Source organism: Mesorhizobium sp. P2_C7 (genome assembly GCF_056404515.1).
The window spans coordinates 296458-312746 of sequence record NZ_JBFUDW010000001.1 but is presented as its reverse complement, the minus strand read 5'-3'; the positions used below and the strand labels follow the sequence as shown (position 1 = coordinate 312746).

The 16289-nt window shown below is 63.8% G+C and carries 20 protein-coding genes; 16 read left to right on the top strand and 4 right to left on the bottom strand.

Annotated elements, in window-relative coordinates:
• Positions 1-126 precede the first annotated feature (126 nt).
• A complete protein-coding gene (locus AC1D2G_RS01545) occupies positions 127-1194 on the bottom strand; it encodes a TraB/GumN family protein (RefSeq protein WP_477412419.1) in 1068 nt (355 codons plus the stop codon).
• Between the two features lie 408 nt (positions 1195-1602).
• Positions 1603-2541 (bottom strand): tyrosine recombinase XerC, encoded by a 939-nt coding sequence (locus AC1D2G_RS01540; RefSeq protein ID WP_477412417.1) that lies wholly within the window; start codon positions 2539-2541, stop codon positions 1603-1605.
• Positions 2542-2769: 228 nt separating this feature from the next.
• On the opposite strand from AC1D2G_RS01540, the gene rimM reads away from it, so the two are divergent.
• From rimM to AC1D2G_RS01525, 3 genes are read left to right on the top strand one after another with little or no spacing between them, the layout of a single operon-like run.
• Positions 2770-3369, top strand: a complete 600-nt coding sequence (gene rimM, locus AC1D2G_RS01535; RefSeq protein ID WP_477224712.1) for a ribosome maturation factor RimM — start codon at positions 2770-2772, stop codon at positions 3367-3369.
• The gene (trmD, locus tag AC1D2G_RS01530; RefSeq protein ID WP_477411635.1) at positions 3366-4067 is read left to right on the top strand and encodes a tRNA (guanosine(37)-N1)-methyltransferase TrmD; all 702 of its coding nucleotides are present in this window, start codon (positions 3366-3368) and stop codon (positions 4065-4067) included. Before rimM ends, trmD begins: the two co-directional genes overlap by 4 nt.
• Positions 4060-4524, top strand: a complete 465-nt coding sequence (locus AC1D2G_RS01525) for a DUF4279 domain-containing protein (RefSeq protein WP_477411634.1) — start codon at positions 4060-4062, stop codon at positions 4522-4524. Before trmD ends, AC1D2G_RS01525 begins: the two co-directional genes overlap by 8 nt.
• Here the strand turns inward: AC1D2G_RS01525 and AC1D2G_RS01520 are convergent.
• Positions 4506-5258, bottom strand: coding sequence for a sulfite exporter TauE/SafE family protein (locus tag AC1D2G_RS01520; protein WP_477411633.1), 753 nt, complete (start codon positions 5256-5258; stop codon positions 4506-4508). The two genes, AC1D2G_RS01525 and AC1D2G_RS01520, sit on opposite strands and share 19 nt — an antisense overlap.
• A gap of 327 nt (positions 5259-5585) precedes the next feature.
• Here AC1D2G_RS01520 and rplS point away from each other — a divergent pair, with 327 nt between their 5' ends.
• The 10 genes from rplS to AC1D2G_RS01470 all read left to right on the top strand — a co-directional run bounded on the left by rplS (position 5586) and on the right by AC1D2G_RS01470 (position 14221).
• On the top strand, positions 5586-6131 hold the full coding sequence (gene rplS, locus AC1D2G_RS01515) for a 50S ribosomal protein L19 (RefSeq protein WP_095084028.1): 546 nt from the start codon (positions 5586-5588) through the stop codon (positions 6129-6131).
• A 145-nt stretch (positions 6132-6276) separates the two neighbouring features.
• On the top strand, positions 6277-6711 hold the full coding sequence (locus AC1D2G_RS01510; protein ID WP_477224709.1) for an organic hydroperoxide resistance protein: 435 nt from the start codon (positions 6277-6279) through the stop codon (positions 6709-6711).
• Positions 6708-7193 (top strand): MarR family winged helix-turn-helix transcriptional regulator, encoded by a 486-nt coding sequence (locus AC1D2G_RS01505; RefSeq protein WP_477411632.1) that lies wholly within the window; start codon positions 6708-6710, stop codon positions 7191-7193. Before AC1D2G_RS01510 ends, AC1D2G_RS01505 begins: the two co-directional genes overlap by 4 nt.
• A 176-nt stretch (positions 7194-7369) precedes the next feature.
• Positions 7370-8167: a transporter substrate-binding domain-containing protein gene (locus AC1D2G_RS01500; RefSeq protein WP_095084031.1), complete on the top strand. Its 798-nt coding sequence runs from the start codon at positions 7370-7372 to the stop codon at positions 8165-8167.
• Between the two features lie 236 nt (positions 8168-8403).
• The gene (locus AC1D2G_RS01495; protein WP_477411631.1) at positions 8404-9213 is read left to right on the top strand and encodes an amino acid ABC transporter permease; all 810 of its coding nucleotides are present in this window, start codon (positions 8404-8406) and stop codon (positions 9211-9213) included.
• A 58-nt stretch (positions 9214-9271) separates the two neighbouring features.
• Positions 9272-9907: a class I SAM-dependent DNA methyltransferase gene (locus AC1D2G_RS01490; RefSeq protein ID WP_477411630.1), complete on the top strand. Its 636-nt coding sequence runs from the start codon at positions 9272-9274 to the stop codon at positions 9905-9907.
• On the top strand, positions 9904-10098 hold the full coding sequence (locus AC1D2G_RS01485; RefSeq protein ID WP_167391997.1) for a hypothetical protein: 195 nt from the start codon (positions 9904-9906) through the stop codon (positions 10096-10098). Before AC1D2G_RS01490 ends, AC1D2G_RS01485 begins: the two co-directional genes overlap by 4 nt.
• Before the next feature lie 81 nt (positions 10099-10179).
• A complete protein-coding gene (leuC, locus tag AC1D2G_RS01480) occupies positions 10180-11589 on the top strand; it encodes a 3-isopropylmalate dehydratase large subunit (protein WP_457150746.1) in 1410 nt (469 codons plus the stop codon).
• Positions 11590-11752: 163 nt separating this feature from the next.
• On the top strand, positions 11753-12949 hold the full coding sequence (locus AC1D2G_RS01475; protein WP_477411629.1) for a GGDEF domain-containing protein: 1197 nt from the start codon (positions 11753-11755) through the stop codon (positions 12947-12949).
• Positions 12950-13024: 75 nt separating this feature from the next.
• Positions 13025-14221 carry a GGDEF domain-containing protein gene (locus tag AC1D2G_RS01470; protein ID WP_477411628.1) on the top strand — a complete coding sequence of 399 codons (1197 nt, stop codon included), beginning with the start codon at positions 13025-13027 and terminating at the stop codon, positions 14219-14221.
• Positions 14222-14228: 7 nt separating this feature from the next.
• Here the strand turns inward: AC1D2G_RS01470 and AC1D2G_RS01465 are convergent, their stop codons facing one another.
• The gene (locus AC1D2G_RS01465) at positions 14229-14591 is read right to left on the bottom strand and encodes a hypothetical protein (protein WP_457150749.1); all 363 of its coding nucleotides are present in this window, start codon (positions 14589-14591) and stop codon (positions 14229-14231) included.
• 249 nt (positions 14592-14840) lie between these two features.
• On the opposite strand from AC1D2G_RS01465, the gene AC1D2G_RS01460 reads away from it, so the two are divergent.
• The 3 genes from AC1D2G_RS01460 to sdhD all read left to right on the top strand — a co-directional run bounded on the left by AC1D2G_RS01460 (position 14841) and on the right by sdhD (position 16288).
• On the top strand, positions 14841-15239 hold the full coding sequence (locus AC1D2G_RS01460; protein WP_477411627.1) for a hypothetical protein: 399 nt from the start codon (positions 14841-14843) through the stop codon (positions 15237-15239).
• Positions 15240-15485: 246 nt separating this feature from the next.
• Positions 15486-15890, top strand: coding sequence for a succinate dehydrogenase, cytochrome b556 subunit (gene sdhC, locus AC1D2G_RS01455; protein ID WP_457150751.1), 405 nt, complete (start codon positions 15486-15488; stop codon positions 15888-15890).
• Positions 15891-15892: 2 nt separating this feature from the next.
• Positions 15893-16288, top strand: a complete 396-nt coding sequence (sdhD, locus tag AC1D2G_RS01450) for a succinate dehydrogenase, hydrophobic membrane anchor protein (protein WP_457150752.1) — start codon at positions 15893-15895, stop codon at positions 16286-16288.
• Position 16289 lies beyond the last annotated feature (1 nt).

Here is a 16289-nt window from a genome sequence, read left to right as displayed (position 1 = left end):
AGTGTCCTCCGTGGATGAAAAACATCAAACAACAGCCATCAACGCGTTACCGTCGAATGGGTTTCACACTAGTCGAGGAAAACGCCGAAAACGCGACGCCCGGATCCTCCACCACCATGCGGCGACTCAGTTGACAGCGGTGACAGTATAGCCGGCTTTGCGGAAATCCTCGACCAGGCCTTCGGGACCGGGAAGGTGGAGGGCTCCGACCGCCATGAAGGCATTGCCCCTGGCCAGGATCGGCTGGGCATGATCTACCATCACCTTGTTGCGGCTGGTGATCATGGTTTCCTCGAACGCGGCATAGCCTGCGGGGTCGTCCTGCTCATCGGGCATGGCCGCACGGAACAGTGGCCAGAACATACCGGTGTCGCCGCGCTGGTAGAGAACGATCATGGTTTCGTTGATGTCGTTGACCTTGTCGCCCAGCTTCAGCGTGTCGACCAGCCCCTTCATGTGAAAGGCCAGTGGCAAAGAGGCCATGGCGCGCAATTGGCTGGCAGCCGTTTCCAGTCCCTCAACCGGCTTGCCGGCGGCCTTGGCACCTTCCGCCAGCTTGACGTCGAGCACCGGGGCGCCGCCGGACTGGCGGGCGAGTTCGCAAGCCGGAAGCGCCATCATGGCCGAGAGCATCCACGGCTTCATCTTGGCGACGGTCGCCGGCGGGATGCCGCGCGCGTCGAGTGCGGCATTCATGGCCGCCGCATCGTCGGGCGACAGCAATGACGACAGCGTCGTGGAGTCGGTGAACATCATCAGGTCCGGCTCCTTAAGCATCGCCGCCATCATCTGTTGCTTGTCGAGCACGTCGGTGGTTTCGATGACGATGGTGGCGGCGGCGTCATAGGCCTTCTGCGCGGCCGGCGGCAGCGCGGTAACGCGCGGGTCGGTCATGTGCATGGTGCCGAACAGGAAGGACGGCTTTTCGCCCGGCTTCTCCAGCTTCCACAGCAGGCCCTTGCCGTTCGGCGTGGCGGCGGCTTCAGTCTCGATCTTCTGATAGGCCGACGGATCGCTCTTCTGCAAGGCAGACAGCATGTCGGCGCCGGTGCAGGTGGGGATCTCGGCATGCGCCCTGCCGGCCGCGAGCAGCAAGACGGCAAGGAACGAGAGGAAAAACAGGACATTGAGTGCGACAAGCAGCTTCAGCGACACGGAAGCTGCACGGTCGGCGATGGAGATGACGCGTTTCATGACGCTGTCTTCATGTTTGACCATGACCTTTTCATCGAAAACCGGGTCCCACTTTTCGGGATCATGGTCAGGTCTAGGCGCAAAAAGCGGCAAAACGGTTAATCGGCACTGCAAAATTGTCTTTGACCGGTCCTAGCTACTCGGCGCAGGCGTTTTGACGGGTCTATTTGCGTTGACCAAACCGCATGCCTTGGTGAATTGGCGAAAACACCCATCGCTTCGTCATCCTGGGGCGGAGCAAGGAGCGCAGCGACGCGGCGCAGACCCCGGGATCCATGCCGCGACTTCAAAGCGCTGCTACGGTTCAGAATTCTGGTCCGCGGCATTCTTCGGCTGAGATCGCGGCATGGATCCCAGGTTCTTCGCGACGCCGCTGCGCGGCTGCTTCGCCCAGGGATGACGAAGTGATCATGCCCTTGGGTGAGCAGACTCATAAATTTCGAGCAGCCTGGCAGTGTCGACGCCGGTGTAGATCTGCGTCGTCGACAGGCTGGCATGGCCCAGGAGCTCCTGGATGGTGCGCAAATCGCCACCGCGGCCGAGCAGATGCGTAGCAAAGGAATGGCGCAGCGCGTGCGGCGTCGCGGTGTCGGGCAAGTTGAGCGCCGAGCGCAGCTTGGCCATGTCGCGCTGGACTATGGCCGGATTGAGCGGGCCGCCGCGCGCGCCGCGAAACAAAAGGCCCTTCGGGTCGAGATGATAGGGGCAGAGCCGGCGGTATTCGGCGATCGCCCGCAGCGCCACCGGCAGCACCGGCACCAGCCGCGTCTTGCCGCCCTTGCCGGTGACGCGCAGCACGGTGTCGGTCGCCAAGGCCAGATCGGCAGCAGCGAGGCCGAGCGCCTCGGAAATGCGCAGGCCGGAGCCGTAGAGCAGCGTCAGCACGGCGGCGTTGCGGGCGGCGATCCACGGCTCTTCCGCCAGTTGGCCTTCGACGGAAACGACATGCTTGGCATCGCTTGCCGTCAGCGGCTTGGGCAGTGATTTGGGCTGGCGCGGCGCGCGCAAGGCTGCCGCACCGGCCGCGTTGACGAGGCCACGCCGTTCGAGGAACCGCAGCAGCGAACGGATGCCGGCCAGGCCGCGCCCAAGCGTGCGGGCGCCGGCGCCGGCGTTGCGGCGGGCGGCGAGGAAGCCGCGCAGATCGGCCGGGCGCAGATTGGCGATGTCCGAAATGCCGGGCGAGCCGCCACAATGGCCAGTGAGGAAATGCAGGAACTGCCGCGTGTCGCGCTCATAGGCCTCGACCGTCTCCGGCGACAGCCGGCGCTCGCGCGCCAGCATCCTCAGCCAGCTTTCACGCGCCGCCTGGAGGTCGGGTTTTGCCGGGATGAGGAATTCCTGCATGGTGTGCTTCCAATCTTGCTTCATGCGTGCCGTTGTCCCCAAACTGGAGCCACCTTTGGGCGACATGCATTTGTCTTCATGCATGTCGTCATCCGAAAACCGGGCTCCACTTTTGGGCGACATGCATCAGCCGCCATTTTCCGGCAGCCGGGTTAGGAACCGGTGAAGAGCCATGTCATTGAAATGACAATCGGGGAGCGTTAGAGCAAAGCCAAAGGATATCGCGCCATGAGCAAGCCCCAGAACCCCGTCCAGATGGCCGTGATCGGCGCCGCCCACGGCATCAAGGGCGAATTGCGGGTGAAGACCTTCACCGGTGAGCCGCTGGCGCTGGCCGATTATGGGCCGCTCTATGCCAGGGACGGCCGCGCCTTCCAGATCATCGACATCAGGCCCGCCAACACCGTCGTCGTTGTCCGCTTCAAGGGTGTTGCCGACCGCAACGCAGCTGAGGCGCTCGCCGGCACCGAACTGTTTGTCGACCGCTCGATGCTGCCCGACGATGGCGAGGAGGACGAATTCTACCATGCCGACCTGGTCGGTCTGGAGGTCCGGGACGATGCCGGTGCTGCGATCGGCAAGGTCGTCGCCGTGCACAATTTCGGCGGTGGCGACATTCTCGATGTGACATTGGGCGGGCGCAAGGGCGTGCTGATCCCGTTCACGCAGGCCGCGGTGCCTGATGTGTCGATCGCCGAGGGCTTTGTCCGCGTCGACCCGGCGGCGGCCGGGCTGCTCGAGGACGAGGATGGCGATGCGCCGCGCGAGGAAGACTTCGATCCGAAGGGCAGACCGCGCGGACCGCGCGACGCCGGGGGCAACCGGTGACGTTCAAAGCATCGGTGCTGACGCTCTATCCCGAGATGTTTCCGGGCGCGCTCGGCCTGTCGCTGGCCGGCCGGGCGCTGGAAGGTGGCACATGGTCGCTGGAAGCGATCCAGATCCGCGACTTTGCCACCGACCGCCATCGCACCGTCGACGACACGCCGGCCGGCGGCGGTGCCGGCATGGTGATGCGTGCCGATGTTTTGGCCAGGGCTATCGACCATGCTTCGCCGGAAGGCGACGCGCGGCCACGGCTGCTGATGAGCCCGCGCGGCAAGCCGTTGACGCAGGCGCGCGTGCGCGAACTCGCCGCCGGGCCGGGCGCTGTGATCCTGTGCGGCCGCTTCGAGGGCGTCGACCAGCGGCTGATCGAGGCGCGCGGACTGGAAGAGGTTTCGATCGGCGATTTCATCCTCTCTGGCGGTGAGCCGGCGGCCCTTGTGCTGCTCGACGCGGTGGTGCGGCTGTTGCCCGGCGTCATGGGCAACGCCGTGTCGGGCGAAGAGGAGAGTTTCGAGAACGGCCTGCTGGAACACCCGCATTACACGCGCCCACAGGAATTCGAGGGGCGCGAGATTCCCGAGGTGCTGATATCAGGCAATCACAAGAAGATCGCCGCCTGGCGGCGGGCGGAGTCCGAGGCGCTGACGAAAGAGCGGCGGCCGGATTTGTTGGAAAACGACCAGGCCGACAATGGCTGAGATTGCCCAGAGTTCGGCGTCGCTAAGATTCTTCGGCGATGATCTCGACCCCGCCGAACTCACAAGACTTTTAGCTGGACAACCGACCTATGCAGTTCGGAAAGGGGATATTCATACGCATCCCCCAAACCAACCACCCCGCATGGCGCTGAACGGACTCTGGAGGCTGTCGTCGGGATGCGACAAAGGCGACCAACTCGATCACCAGATCGCAAGTATCTTGAAGACGCTCACGTCAGACGTCGCGGTTTGGGCCGATCTCGTGCGGCGGTTCAAGGTCGACATGTTCTGCGGCGTCTGGCTCGATCAGGTAAATCAGGGCTTGGGATTGACCCCATCGACGCTGAAGTTACTGGGTGAGCGAGGCATAAAGCTCGACCTCGACATCTACCGCCGATCCAGAGGTCATTCCGATTTTCGAAACCAGACTGATCCGGCTCACCCCTTAGCGAAATAGTAAAACGCCAGGAACAGGCCGACGGCGACGACGAAGCCGCGCACCGCGTTCTGCGGCACGCGCTTGGCGATCCAGACGCCGGCATAGCCGCCCAGCGCGCCGCCCGGGATCATGATGATCGCCTGCAGCCAGGCGACAACGCCGCCCGAGACGAAGACAACGATCGCCACCGCGGCGATGACAATGGCCAGCATGTTCTTCAGCGCGTTCAGCCGGTGATAGTCGCCGGCTTGCGTGAGGCCGAGCGTCGCCAGCATCATCACGCCCATGCCGGCGCCGAAGAAGCCGCCATAAACGGCGGTGATGAACTGCGCCAATGAACCGGTCAGCGAGCCCACCGCTGCTTCGTGCCCCGGCTTCGGCGCCGGTTTCAGCCACGGCCCGGCGGCAAACAGGGCCGTTGCGCCAAGGAGCAGCCACGGCACCAGGACGCGGAAGGACGGATTGTCAAGCGCCAGCAGGATCAGCGCGCCAGCCAGCGCGCCGACCGCCGAGATCAGGCAGAGCAGCAATGCGCCACGCCAGAAATGGCGGATGTCATCCCAGTAGGCGAGCGTCGAGGTGATGTAGCCTGGAAATTGCGTGACCGAGGAGGTGGCATTGGCGACGATCGGCGGCAGGCCGACCAATGTCATGGCGCCGAAGGTGATGAAGGTTCCGCCACCGGCGACCGCATTGGCGGCGCCTGACAGAAAGCCCGCCAGGAAAAGCAGGATGGCGTCGAAGATGGACATGGAAGGCCGCCGCGGAAAACTGTGCTGCGCCCGGCTTAGGAAGCCTGGCACGCGGACGCAACCCGGCACCGGAAGCTTATGATGGTGCCATGCGGGCAAAAAAGACTCCCGGTCAGGCGTGACAAAGCGCTGAAATAGCTGTATGTGCCCGCCCGTACCGGCAAGAAAAACTCTGCCGGACCCGTCAACAATGACGGTGTAGTCGCCCCTGCCCGATGTCTTGGACACCGATGTCTTCGATAAAGGGCATAGCCGAGCGGTCATTGGAACTGCAAGGCGAGTGTCGGACGCTCTGGCTGTCGGAAGAACAAGAAGTGGATTTTTGAGATGGATCTTCTCCGTCAACTCGAGGCCGAGCAGGCCGCCAAGATCGAAGCCAAGCGCAAGCTTCCCGAATTCCAGCCCGGCGACACCGTGCGCGTCCAGGTCCGCGTGACCGAAGGCACCCGCACCCGCGTCCAGGCCTATGAGGGCGTCGTCATCGCCCGCGCCGGTTCCGGCTTCCAGGAAAATTTCACCGTCCGCAAGATCTCCTACGGCGAAGGCGTCGAGCGCGTGTTCCCGGTCTATTCGCCGATGGTCGAGGGCGTCGAGATCGTTCGCCGCGGCAAGGTGCGTCGCGCCAAGCTCTACTATCTGCGCGATCGTCGCGGCAAGTCGGCCCGTATTTCGGAAAACACCGGCGTGCGCGCCCGCAAGCTGAACGATGACGAGCGCGATGCGCTGAACGCCGAGAAGGCCCGTATCGAGGCCGAGAAGGTGGCGGCCGCCGAGGCTCTGGCCGCCGAGACGGCCGCCAAGGAAGCAGCCGAGAAGAAGGCAGCCGCCGAGGCTGAGGCAGCCAAGGCCGCGGAAGCCGCGACCGCCGAATAAAGTTTTTCGACTCGCAGGTTTATAGAAAAGGCGGCTTCGGCCGCCTTTTTTCGTTTGGTGGGAATTTACTTGGCAGGAAATCCGCGATTGACTCGATTTAGATCGTTCACTAAACAATCGTGCACAAGATAAATGGAGACACGAGATGACCGCATTGTATTCCACCCAGGCCCGCGCCGTCGGCGGCCGCGCCGGCCACGTCCAGAGCAGCGATGGCCTGCTCAGCCTCGACCTTGCCATGCCGAAGGAACTTGGCGGCAAGGGCGGCGCCACAAATCCCGAGCAGCTTTTCGCCGCCGGCTATGCCGCCTGCTTCGAAAGCGCCATGCGCTTCATCGCCGGCAAGCAGAAGCTGCCGTTGCAGGATGCCTCGGTGACGGCCAATGTCAGCCTGCATCCGAATGGCCAGGGCGGTTTCCTGCTCGGCGTTTCGCTGGCGGCCGAGACGAAAGGTCTTGATCAGGCGGCGGCGGAAGCGCTTGTATCGGCAGCGCATGAGGTTTGCCCCTATTCCAACGCCATCAAGGGCAACATCGAGGTGGCCCTTTCGGCAACGGCGCTTCCGGCAAAGGCAGCATGACCACCAGAACGATCCCTTCGCCCCTGGACGTCCCGGCGGATTTCGCCGGGATACCGAAGCTCGACCAGCATCTGTGCTTCGCGCTCTATTCGGCGAGCGGGCTGATGACACGGCTCTACCGGCCGCTGCTCGAGCCGCTCGGCCTGACCTACCCGCAATATCTGACCATGCTGGCGCTGTGGGAGCATGCACCGCGCACCGTCGGCGAACTCGGCGACACGCTGGGGCTCGATTCGGCAACGCTGACGCCACTGCTCAAGCGATTGGAAGCGAACGGCCTGGTCACGCGCCGGCGCGATGCCGCCGACGAACGCCGGGTGCTGGTCGAACCGACGCCTCAGGGCAAAGCACTGCGCGAGGGCGCCAAGGCGGTGTCGGCCGCGATGCGGTGCCATTCGCCGCTCGATAGCGACGAGCTGAAATCCCTGCATCGCTCCCTGACCCGGCTGATCGACGGTTTGCGGGAAGCGAGCGCCGATTGACGGGACACCACGGCGATCGTCCAGGAATCCCCGGATAGAAGGCAATGGAATCCGTTTTCACGTGGGCCGACGCAGTGGACCGTCTTGCATGACGCTTGCGGAAAGCTAAAGTCGGCGCCGGATTTTCCTGCAAGCCCGGCCGATGTCCGGGCGCTTTCACTTCCGGGGAGTGTGTCATGACCAAATCGAAACTGCTGCTGGCCGGCCTGCTTGCCCTCATGCTTACGCCCGTTGCCGCCTTGGCGCAGGCGCTGCCCGATCTCGGCGGCAAGAAGGTGGTGGTGGTGACCGAAAACGCCTATCCGCCGCTGCAGTTCATCGATGCCAAGACGGGAAAACAGATCGGCTGGGAATATGATGCGATGAACGAGATCGCCAAGCGGCTGAACTTCACCGTCGAGTACCAGAACACCTCCTGGGACGCGATGATCCAGGCGGTTTCCGACAACCAGTACAATATCGGCATGACCGGCATCACCATCAAGGACGACCGCAAGCAGAAGGTAGACTTCTCCGACCCCTATATGCGGTCGGAACAGTTCATGCTGGTGCGCGGCGACGAAAGCCGCTTCACGGACGCCAAGACCTTCGGCGCTTTCAAGGACGGGCTGATCGGCGCCCAGGCCGGCACGACGCCCTTCTACACCGCCGTCTACAGCGTGCTCGACGGCAATGAGCAGAACCCGCGCATCAAACTGTTCGAGACTTTCGGCGCGACGGTGCAGGCGTTGAAGTCCGGCGACGTCGATGTCGTCCTGACCGACGGTACCGCGGGCAAGGGCTATGTCGATGCCTCCGACGGCAAGCTGAAGCTGATCGGCGGGCCGCTGGGCACCGAGGATTTCGGGTTTATCTTTCCGAAGGGCTCCGATCTGGTGAAGCCGGTCAACGCGGCAATCGCGGCGCTCAAGGCCGACGGCACGTTCGACACGCTCAACAAGAAATGGTTCCTTGATTACAAGATGGGGCAGTAGTTCGTCTTGGCGCGGGTGTGGGGTGGTTCTAGCGCGCTGAAACTTGCACGAACATCGTTTCTTCCTACCCCCCTCTGTCCTGCCGGACATCTCCCCCGCAAGGGGGGAGATCAGATGTCGCCCCCGCTTTCGCCAATCGCCAATGTTGAAGCACTGCCTCCGGAGTTGCCAATCTCCCCCCTTGCGGGGGAGATGGCCGGCAGGCCAGAGGGGGGTGCCTTGGTGCAATCCTTCTGATGCAGGCCGCTTCCACCTCGAAATCCGACTTCCCCTGGTGGCTGGTCGTGGCCGTGGCCATCGCGATTGCGGTGGCGGTCTTCGTCGCCACCAGCAACCTCTACGCCCAGGTCTTCGCCACCGTCGCCAAGGGCATAGGCATCACCGTTTTCGTCACCGTGATTGCCTTCGTTTTGGCGTCTGGCATTGGCCTCGGCATCGCGCTGATGGGGCTGTCGGGCTCGCGCTTGATGCGCCAGATCGCCCGCTTCTATGTCGAGATCATCCGCGGCGTGCCTATCCTGGTGCTGTTGTTCTGGATCGCCTTCGTCGGCGCGCCGGCCTTCGTCGCGGGTTGGAATGCCCTGACCGCACCGCTGCAGAATGCTGGCCTTGTGGGCGAATTGCTGGTGCGCGACGTGTCGCTCTTGTGGCGCGCCATCATGGCGCTGACCATCGGCTATTCGGCGTTCATCTCGGAGGTCTTTCGCGCCGGCATCCAGGCCGTCGAGAAGGGCCAGATCGAGGCGGCGAAGGCGCTCGGCCTGACACGCGCTCAACGCTTCCGGCTGATCGTGTTTCCGCAGGCGATCCGCACCATCCTGCCGCCGCTCGGCAATGATTTCGTCGCGCTGGTCAAGGATTCCTCGCTGGTCTCGGTGCTCGGCGTCGCCGACATCACGCAGATGGGCAAGGTCTATGCCGCCGGGTCGTTCCGCTTCTTCGAGACCTATTCGATCGTCGCCTACATCTATCTCATCCTGACCGTTGGCCTGTCGCTGGCCTTGCGGGCGCTGGAACGGCGGTTGCGTCGCCAGCACGAGGAATAGTTTTTGGACCGGGACAGCGCTACGATCCTTGTCTCCATATCTCGAATGAGGAGATCACATGATCGTCGACAAAGCCAATGCGGCGCTTGATTCCGTGTATACGGCCGACACGCCGGAAGCGCTGGCCGAGGCCTATGCCGCATGGGCTGCGACCTATGACAGCGAGACCGCTTCGCTCGGTTATCTCCTGCCTTTCCTGATCACCGCCTGGGTGGCCCGCCACGTGCCGGCGGGCGAAGGGCCGCTGCTCGATGCCGGCTGCGGCACCGGCCTGTCGGGCCCGTCGCTGCAGGCGCTGGGCTACCGCGACATTGCCGGGCTCGACCTCTCCGAGGACATGCTGAAAATCGCCGGCAGCCGCAATGCCTACAGCGAGCTGAAACATGCGATGCTGGGCGGGCCGCTGCCGTGGCCGGATGGCCATTTCCGCGCCTTCTTCTCAACCGGTGTTTTCACCATCAGCCATGCGCCGGCCTTGAGCCTGCATGAGCTGGTGCGCATCACCCGGAAGGGCGGCCACGCCGTCTTCACCGTGCGCGACCAAGTGTTCGACAGCGGCGGCTTCCAGGCCGTGTTCGACGAACTGGAGCAGGCGAAGACATGGCGGCCGGTCGAGCAAAGCCCATGGTTCCGCTGCTACGCGATCGCCGAGCCCGACGCGCTGGTGAAGACCTTCGTTTTTGAGGTGATGTGAGCGGCGAGGAACCTACGTCCTGCGACGGCAGCTTCCAATTGCCGAAAAGCCAAAACATTGGTATGAGCCACGCCATGGAAGAGCTTTTTGGCGATCCGGCCTATAAGGGGTTCGTGCTGCAGGACAGAAAACGCCTGCCGTCGCGTTTCTCCGCGCGCGTCTCCGGCGCGCTGACCAGCCGACTACCCTAGGCCGACCTGTTCAGGTCGTTTCGCCGGACCGGTGATCCGGCATCTGCTCCTTCCCATTCTCATATCGACGGATTTACGCACATGAGCGCACCGCGCACCCTCTACGACAAGATTTTCGACGACCACGTCGTCGACCGCCAGGACGACGGCACCTGCCTGCTCTACATCGACCGCCACCTCGTCCATGAAGTGACCAGCCCGCAGGCCTTCGAAGGCTTGCGCCTGAGCGGCCGCAAGGTCCGGCATCCGGAAAAGACGCTGGCCGTGGTCGATCACAATGTCTCGACCTCGCCCGAGCGCAAGTTCGGCATCAAGAACGAGGAAAGCCGCATCCAGGTCGAGGCGCTGGCCAAGAATGCCAAGGATTTCGGCGTCGAGTATTATTCGGAAAACGATATCCGCCAGGGCATCGTCCACATCATCGGCCCGGAGCAGGGCTTTACGCTGCCCGGCATGACCATCGTCTGCGGTGACAGCCACACCTCGACCCACGGTGCCTTCGGCGCGCTGGCGCATGGCATCGGTACGTCCGAGGTCGAGCATGTGCTGGCGACGCAGACGCTGATCCAGCGCAAGGCCAAGAACATGCTGGTGCGTGTCGACGGCCAGTTGCCGGATGGCGTCACCGCCAAGGACATCATCCTCGCCATCATCGGCGAGATCGGCACCGCCGGCGGCACCGGCTATGTCATCGAATATGCCGGCGAGGCGATCCGTGCGCTGTCGATGGAAGGCCGCATGACGATCTGCAACATGTCGATCGAGGGCGGCGCGCGCGCCGGCCTGATCGCGGCAGACGAGACGACCTTCGCCTATGTCAAGGACAAGCCGCGCGCACCGAAGGGCGCGGCGTGGGATGCGGCAATGGAATACTGGAAGACGCTGCAGTCCGACGAAGGCGCGCATTTCGACAAGGTGATCGTGCTCGACGCGGCCAAGTTGCCGCCGATCGTTTCCTGGGGCTCCTCGCCCGAGGATGTCGTGTCGGTGCAAGGCATCGTGCCGAACCCGGACGATATCTCGGATGAAAACAAGCGCACCTCCAAGCAGCGCGCGCTCGACTATATGGGGCTGACGCCGGGCACCAGGATCACCGACATCACGCTCGATCGCGTCTTCATCGGTTCGTGCACCAATGGCCGCATCGAGGATCTGCGCGCCGTCGCCAAGGTGGTCGAAGGCAAGACCGTCAGCCCGCATGTCGATGCGATGATCGTGCCCGGCTCCGGCCTGGTCAAGGAACAAGCGGAAGCCGAAGGCCTCGACAAGATCTTCGTCGCCGCCGGCTTCGACTGGCGCGAGCCGGGCTGCTCGATGTGCCTTGCCATGAACGACGACCGGCTGAAGCCGCATGAACGCTGCGCCTCGACCTCGAACCGCAATTTCGAAGGCCGGCAGGGCTTCAAGGGCCGCACCCACCTGGTGTCGCCGGCGATGGCGGCGGCGGCGGCGATCGCCGGCCACTTCGTCGATATCCGCGAGTGGAAATAACGCTGGAGCCTTCGGCTTCCAATGCATGCCAGACCCCGGACCGCCTTGCGGCTCCGGGGTCTTTTTCATCCGCTCCGTTGCATATTCAGCTTTCGCTTAACTGCTTGTTTGGGCTTGCACCCTAAGGTCTTCCCTGACGTAAGCGAGGGGAAGTCACAGTCCTTTGGACACCGGTCTGTTCATAGCGCTGCTCAATCCGACGATCGCGCTGGCACTCGGCGCGGCCTTCCTCGTGCTATGGTCCTATCAACGCCACCGCCCATATCTCGCCGTTCTGGCGATCAGCTACGGTCTCTCGGCGGCCGGCTTCCTGCTGCAGTATTTCACCTTGCCCTTCGGCATGCAGCTGACCAAGCTGACGTCGAATATCTGCTTCACCGTTGCCGGTTGCTGCCTGTCCAGCGCCATCATCCACCGCTATGGCCGCAAGGTGCCCTATGTCGGGATCGGCGTCCTGGCCGGCGGTGGCCTGGCGTCGTTTTGCTGGCTCCTGTTCGTCGCGCCGGATCTCACCTGGCGCATCCTGGCGATGAATTTCGCTTTCGGCGGGATCAGTCTTCTGGTCGCCGCCGAACTGCGCCCGGTGCGCCGCAATGGCCCGACCGAAAACATCCTGTTCGTGCTGTCGCTCCTGTCGGGCCTGAACTTCTTCGTGCGCACCCTTGTCGTCGTCATCGCGCACGGACCCTTCACCAGCTACGACGGCTTCTATGCCTCGTCCTACTGGACGACCGCGCTGCTGTCGCATGCACTGCTGTCGCTGCTGATTGCGCTCTGCCTGTTCTCCGCCGCGGCACTTGACGTGATGAAGGCGCTGAAGACCGAGACCTATACCGACCCACTTTCGGGTCTTCTCAATCGCCGCGGCTTCGAGGAACGAGGCATGCAGCTGTTGCGGCACTGCGCCACGGCCCGCTTCCCGGTCGCGCTGGTGCTGGCCGACCTCGATCATTTCAAGGCGCTCAACGATGTACACGGGCATGCGGCGGGCGATCGCGTGATCGCCGACTTCGCTGCCAAGCTTCGGTTGGCCGCCGGGACGCGCGGCGTTGCCGGGCGTATCGGCGGCGAAGAGTTTGCCGTGCTGCTGCCGTTGAGCGATCTCGCTGCCGCGCGGCTGTTCGCCGAAGCCGTGCGCACGGTCTATTCGGCCGGCCAGGTCGACGGGCTTCCTGCCGGCACCAAGGTGACAGCGAGTTTCGGCGTGGCGGCCCGCAGCGGCGACGAGGCGCTCGAGCCGCTGATGCGCCGTGCCGACGATGCCCTCTACAAGGCCAAGAAGAATGGCCGCGACAGCGTGCGCCTGTCCTACGAGCGCCCGGAAACGGTGTTCGTGCCGGAGCCACTCAAGGTGGGCTGATCCCGCCGGCTGGGCCAGCGTTAACGTCTTCTTCGCCGCTCGATGCTTAGCTGTCGGCGCGGGTTCGGGAAGACTATGAGCGGCGCCAATTTCATCCTGTTGATCAATGTGTCGGTTGCCGGCCTGTTGGCGGCGTCCTTCATCGCGGTCGCGTTGCATGAGGCCGGCCGCGCCGCGCCGCGCTGGCTGGCGTTCGGCTATCTGCTAGGCATGGCGTATTTCGCCATCGAATTCAGCATCCCCGCCTTCGACAACGCGCGGCCGGTGGTCGTTGCCGCCTTCGCGGTGTTCCTGGGCGCCACCATCGCCTTCAATGGCGGCCTGGCGCACAAATACGGCGTGGCTCCGCCGTGGAAGCAGATGCTGTTCTTCCTCGTCGCCACCTCTGTCGCGGTGTACTTCGTGCAGGACCTGCCGCGCCAGTCGCTGGCCCGCATGATGGCCTACCAGCTTCCCTATGCGGTCATGCAGTTCATCGGTCTCGTGATCGTGTGGTCGTCGCGGCAAAGGCACGCCCGTCTCGACCACATCCTGATGGCGGTGCTGGCGGCCAGCGGGTTACAGTTTGCCTCAAAGCCGCTCATCGCGCATGTGCTCGGCGGCTGGGGCGCCAACCCGCAGGCCTATCTGCAAAGCAACTACGCGCTGGTGTCTCAGTCGCTCGGCACCGTCTTTGGCTCGGCGCTGGCGCTGCTGATTCTGGCCATCCTGGTTCGCGACGTGCTCGCCGAGGTGACGTCGAGGTCGGAGACGGACACGCTTTCTCGCCTGCTCAACCGCGGCGGCTTCGCCCGCCACGCTGAGCAGGCAGTGCTGGGCGCCGTGCGTCAAAGCGTGCCGGTCGCGCTGGTCATCGCCGACCTCGATCATTTCAAGACCGTCAACGACAGCTTCGGCCATGCGTCCGGCGACCGGGTGATCGAGACCTTTGCCGGTTTCCTGCGCGAGGCCGCCGCCGGCCACCATGTCGCCGGCCGCATCGGCGGCGAGGAGTTCGCCATCATCCTGCCGGGAACCAACCTTGCCGCCGCCCGGCTGTTCGCCGAGGGCGCGCGCAGCGCGTTCAGCGCGCTGCCCATCGATGGACTGCCGGTGGACAATCGCTGCACGGCAAGCTTCGGCGTCGCCGAGCTTCATCCGAGCGAGGATTTTGCCGGTCTGATGCGGCGCGCCGACCAGGCACTTTACCAGGCGAAGAATGCCGGGCGCGATTGTGTGCGTGTCTCCGCCGGGCCGGCCGGCGGAAGAGAGATTACAGCCGGCGCTGGTTAGATCCGGATCACTGGCAGGGGCTGAGCTCGGGCATCTCGCCATCAGCAAGCCCGTACATATAGCTGCGCCCCTTCACGAACACCGGCGGCCGGTAACAATCGCCGGAGCCGGTGATTTCGTCCGATTCATTCTCGTAGATCACCTTGGGCTGGCCGGCGCTGGTGTAGTCGGACAGCTGCTTGGCCAATTTGCCTTCGCCGACCAGGATGCGCTTGTAGCCGGCGGCGCTGTCGATGACGAGATTGCCGAGCGAATCGGCGTAGACGCGGTCGTGGTGGCGTGCGCCGGCGAGCGCTGGCGCCGCCAGGCCAACGACGGAAGCCGCCACGATGAGCGCCGCAAGGCGCATTCTTTCCGAGTTCGAACGCATGGCGTCCTCCTTGTTTAGAGGAAAGCCTCCTCGAATCAGAAATTAACCTTTTCTTAACCTTTGTTAAGAGGCCGGCGCGTTTTGCAGCGATGTCTCGGTAAACATGGTTAATATCCGACTGGGTGGAAAATCCGGTGGCCATCTTTCGGCCATGCTTGGCCGCACCATCGCGGCCGGCGTCCAGTTCGGCATAGTACCTTGATCTTGGCAACGCATCGTGGCCAGTTTGCCGCGCGGGAGGGACAGCATATGGCGCCAGGCCGGACGTTTCGGGTGACGCTTGTCCTGTCGCCGCTTCTGGTCGCCATGGCCTGCGTGCCGCAGAATGATCCTCCGAGAGCCGGCAACAGGGCCGCTACGTCGTTCTCGCTGGCGCCTGCCGCCTCGGCGGGCGGTGCCGGCACCGACATGACCTCGCCGCAGCCGCGCACCGCGACCTACAGTTGCGCCGATGGCGGCAGGATGACCATCGAGAATCTCGGCACCTCGGTGTATGTTCTCGGGTCCGACGGTACCAGCGAAGATCTGCAGGCCTCGCCGGCCAACCAGAACAGCCGTTACCAGCAGGCGCATGACGCGATTGTGATCGATGGCCGCGAAGCGCTGGTCATGAAGGCTGGGTCGACGCCGGTGACCTGTAAGCGCTGACTTGGGGGCCATGTCGGACCTGTATGTTGCACTGCAGCGATAGCGAGCCGGCTTCGGCCCAATCACCGCTAATCGATTGAAGCCTGCGCCTGCCTTTTAGTCAGACTAAATTACGTTTTCGAAACGGTTTTCTGGCTTTGACGCGGTGCAAAAAGAGCATTAGAAACCGGCTGTCCGAAGTCGCATCCGGAAGCGGCAATGCCGCATTTCCACCTGAGGCTCCAGGGACGCCGAACTGGGGGAGCCATGAGCAAATCACCAGCCACCCGCGCAAGACCGCTTTCGCCGCACCTGACCGTGTACCGGCCGCCGATCACCATGACGATGTCGATCATCCATCGCATCACCGGCGGCGCGCTCTATTTCGGCACGCTGCTGGTCGCCATATGGCTGATGGCGGCGGCAAGCTCGCAGCCGACATTCGACTGGGTCAATTGGGCCTTCGGCACCTGGCTCGGCCGGCTGATCCTGTTCGGCTACACCTGGGCGCTGATGCACCACATGCTGGGTGGTGTGCGCCATCTGGTCTGGGACACCGGCGCCGGCCTCGAGAAGCACACGGCCTCGAAGATCGCCTGGGCGACGCTGGCCGGCTCGGTCCTGCTCACGCTGCTGATCTGGATCGCCGGCTATATGGCGCGGGGAGCCTGATCATGAGCACTGGCAAGACCGACATGCGCACGCCGCTGGCGAAAGTCCGCGGCCTGGGTTCCGCCCGCGAGGGCACCGGGCATTTCTGGCGCCAGCGCCTCACTGCCATCGCCAACATCCCGCTGACGCTGTTCTTCGTCGGTTTCCTGACCGCGCTCAACGGCGGCGGCTACGTTGAGGTGCGGGCATCGCTCGCCAATCCGTTCGTGGCGCTGGTGCTGGCCCTGGTGCTCATCTCCGGCCTCATCCACATGCGGCTCGGCATGCAGGTGATCATCGAGGACTACGTGCATGGCGAAGGCATGAAGCTGGCGCTTATCGCGCTCAATACGTTTTTCACCATAGCGGTCGGCGTCGCCTCGATCTTCGCCCTGCTCAAGCTGGCATTCGGAGGCTGAG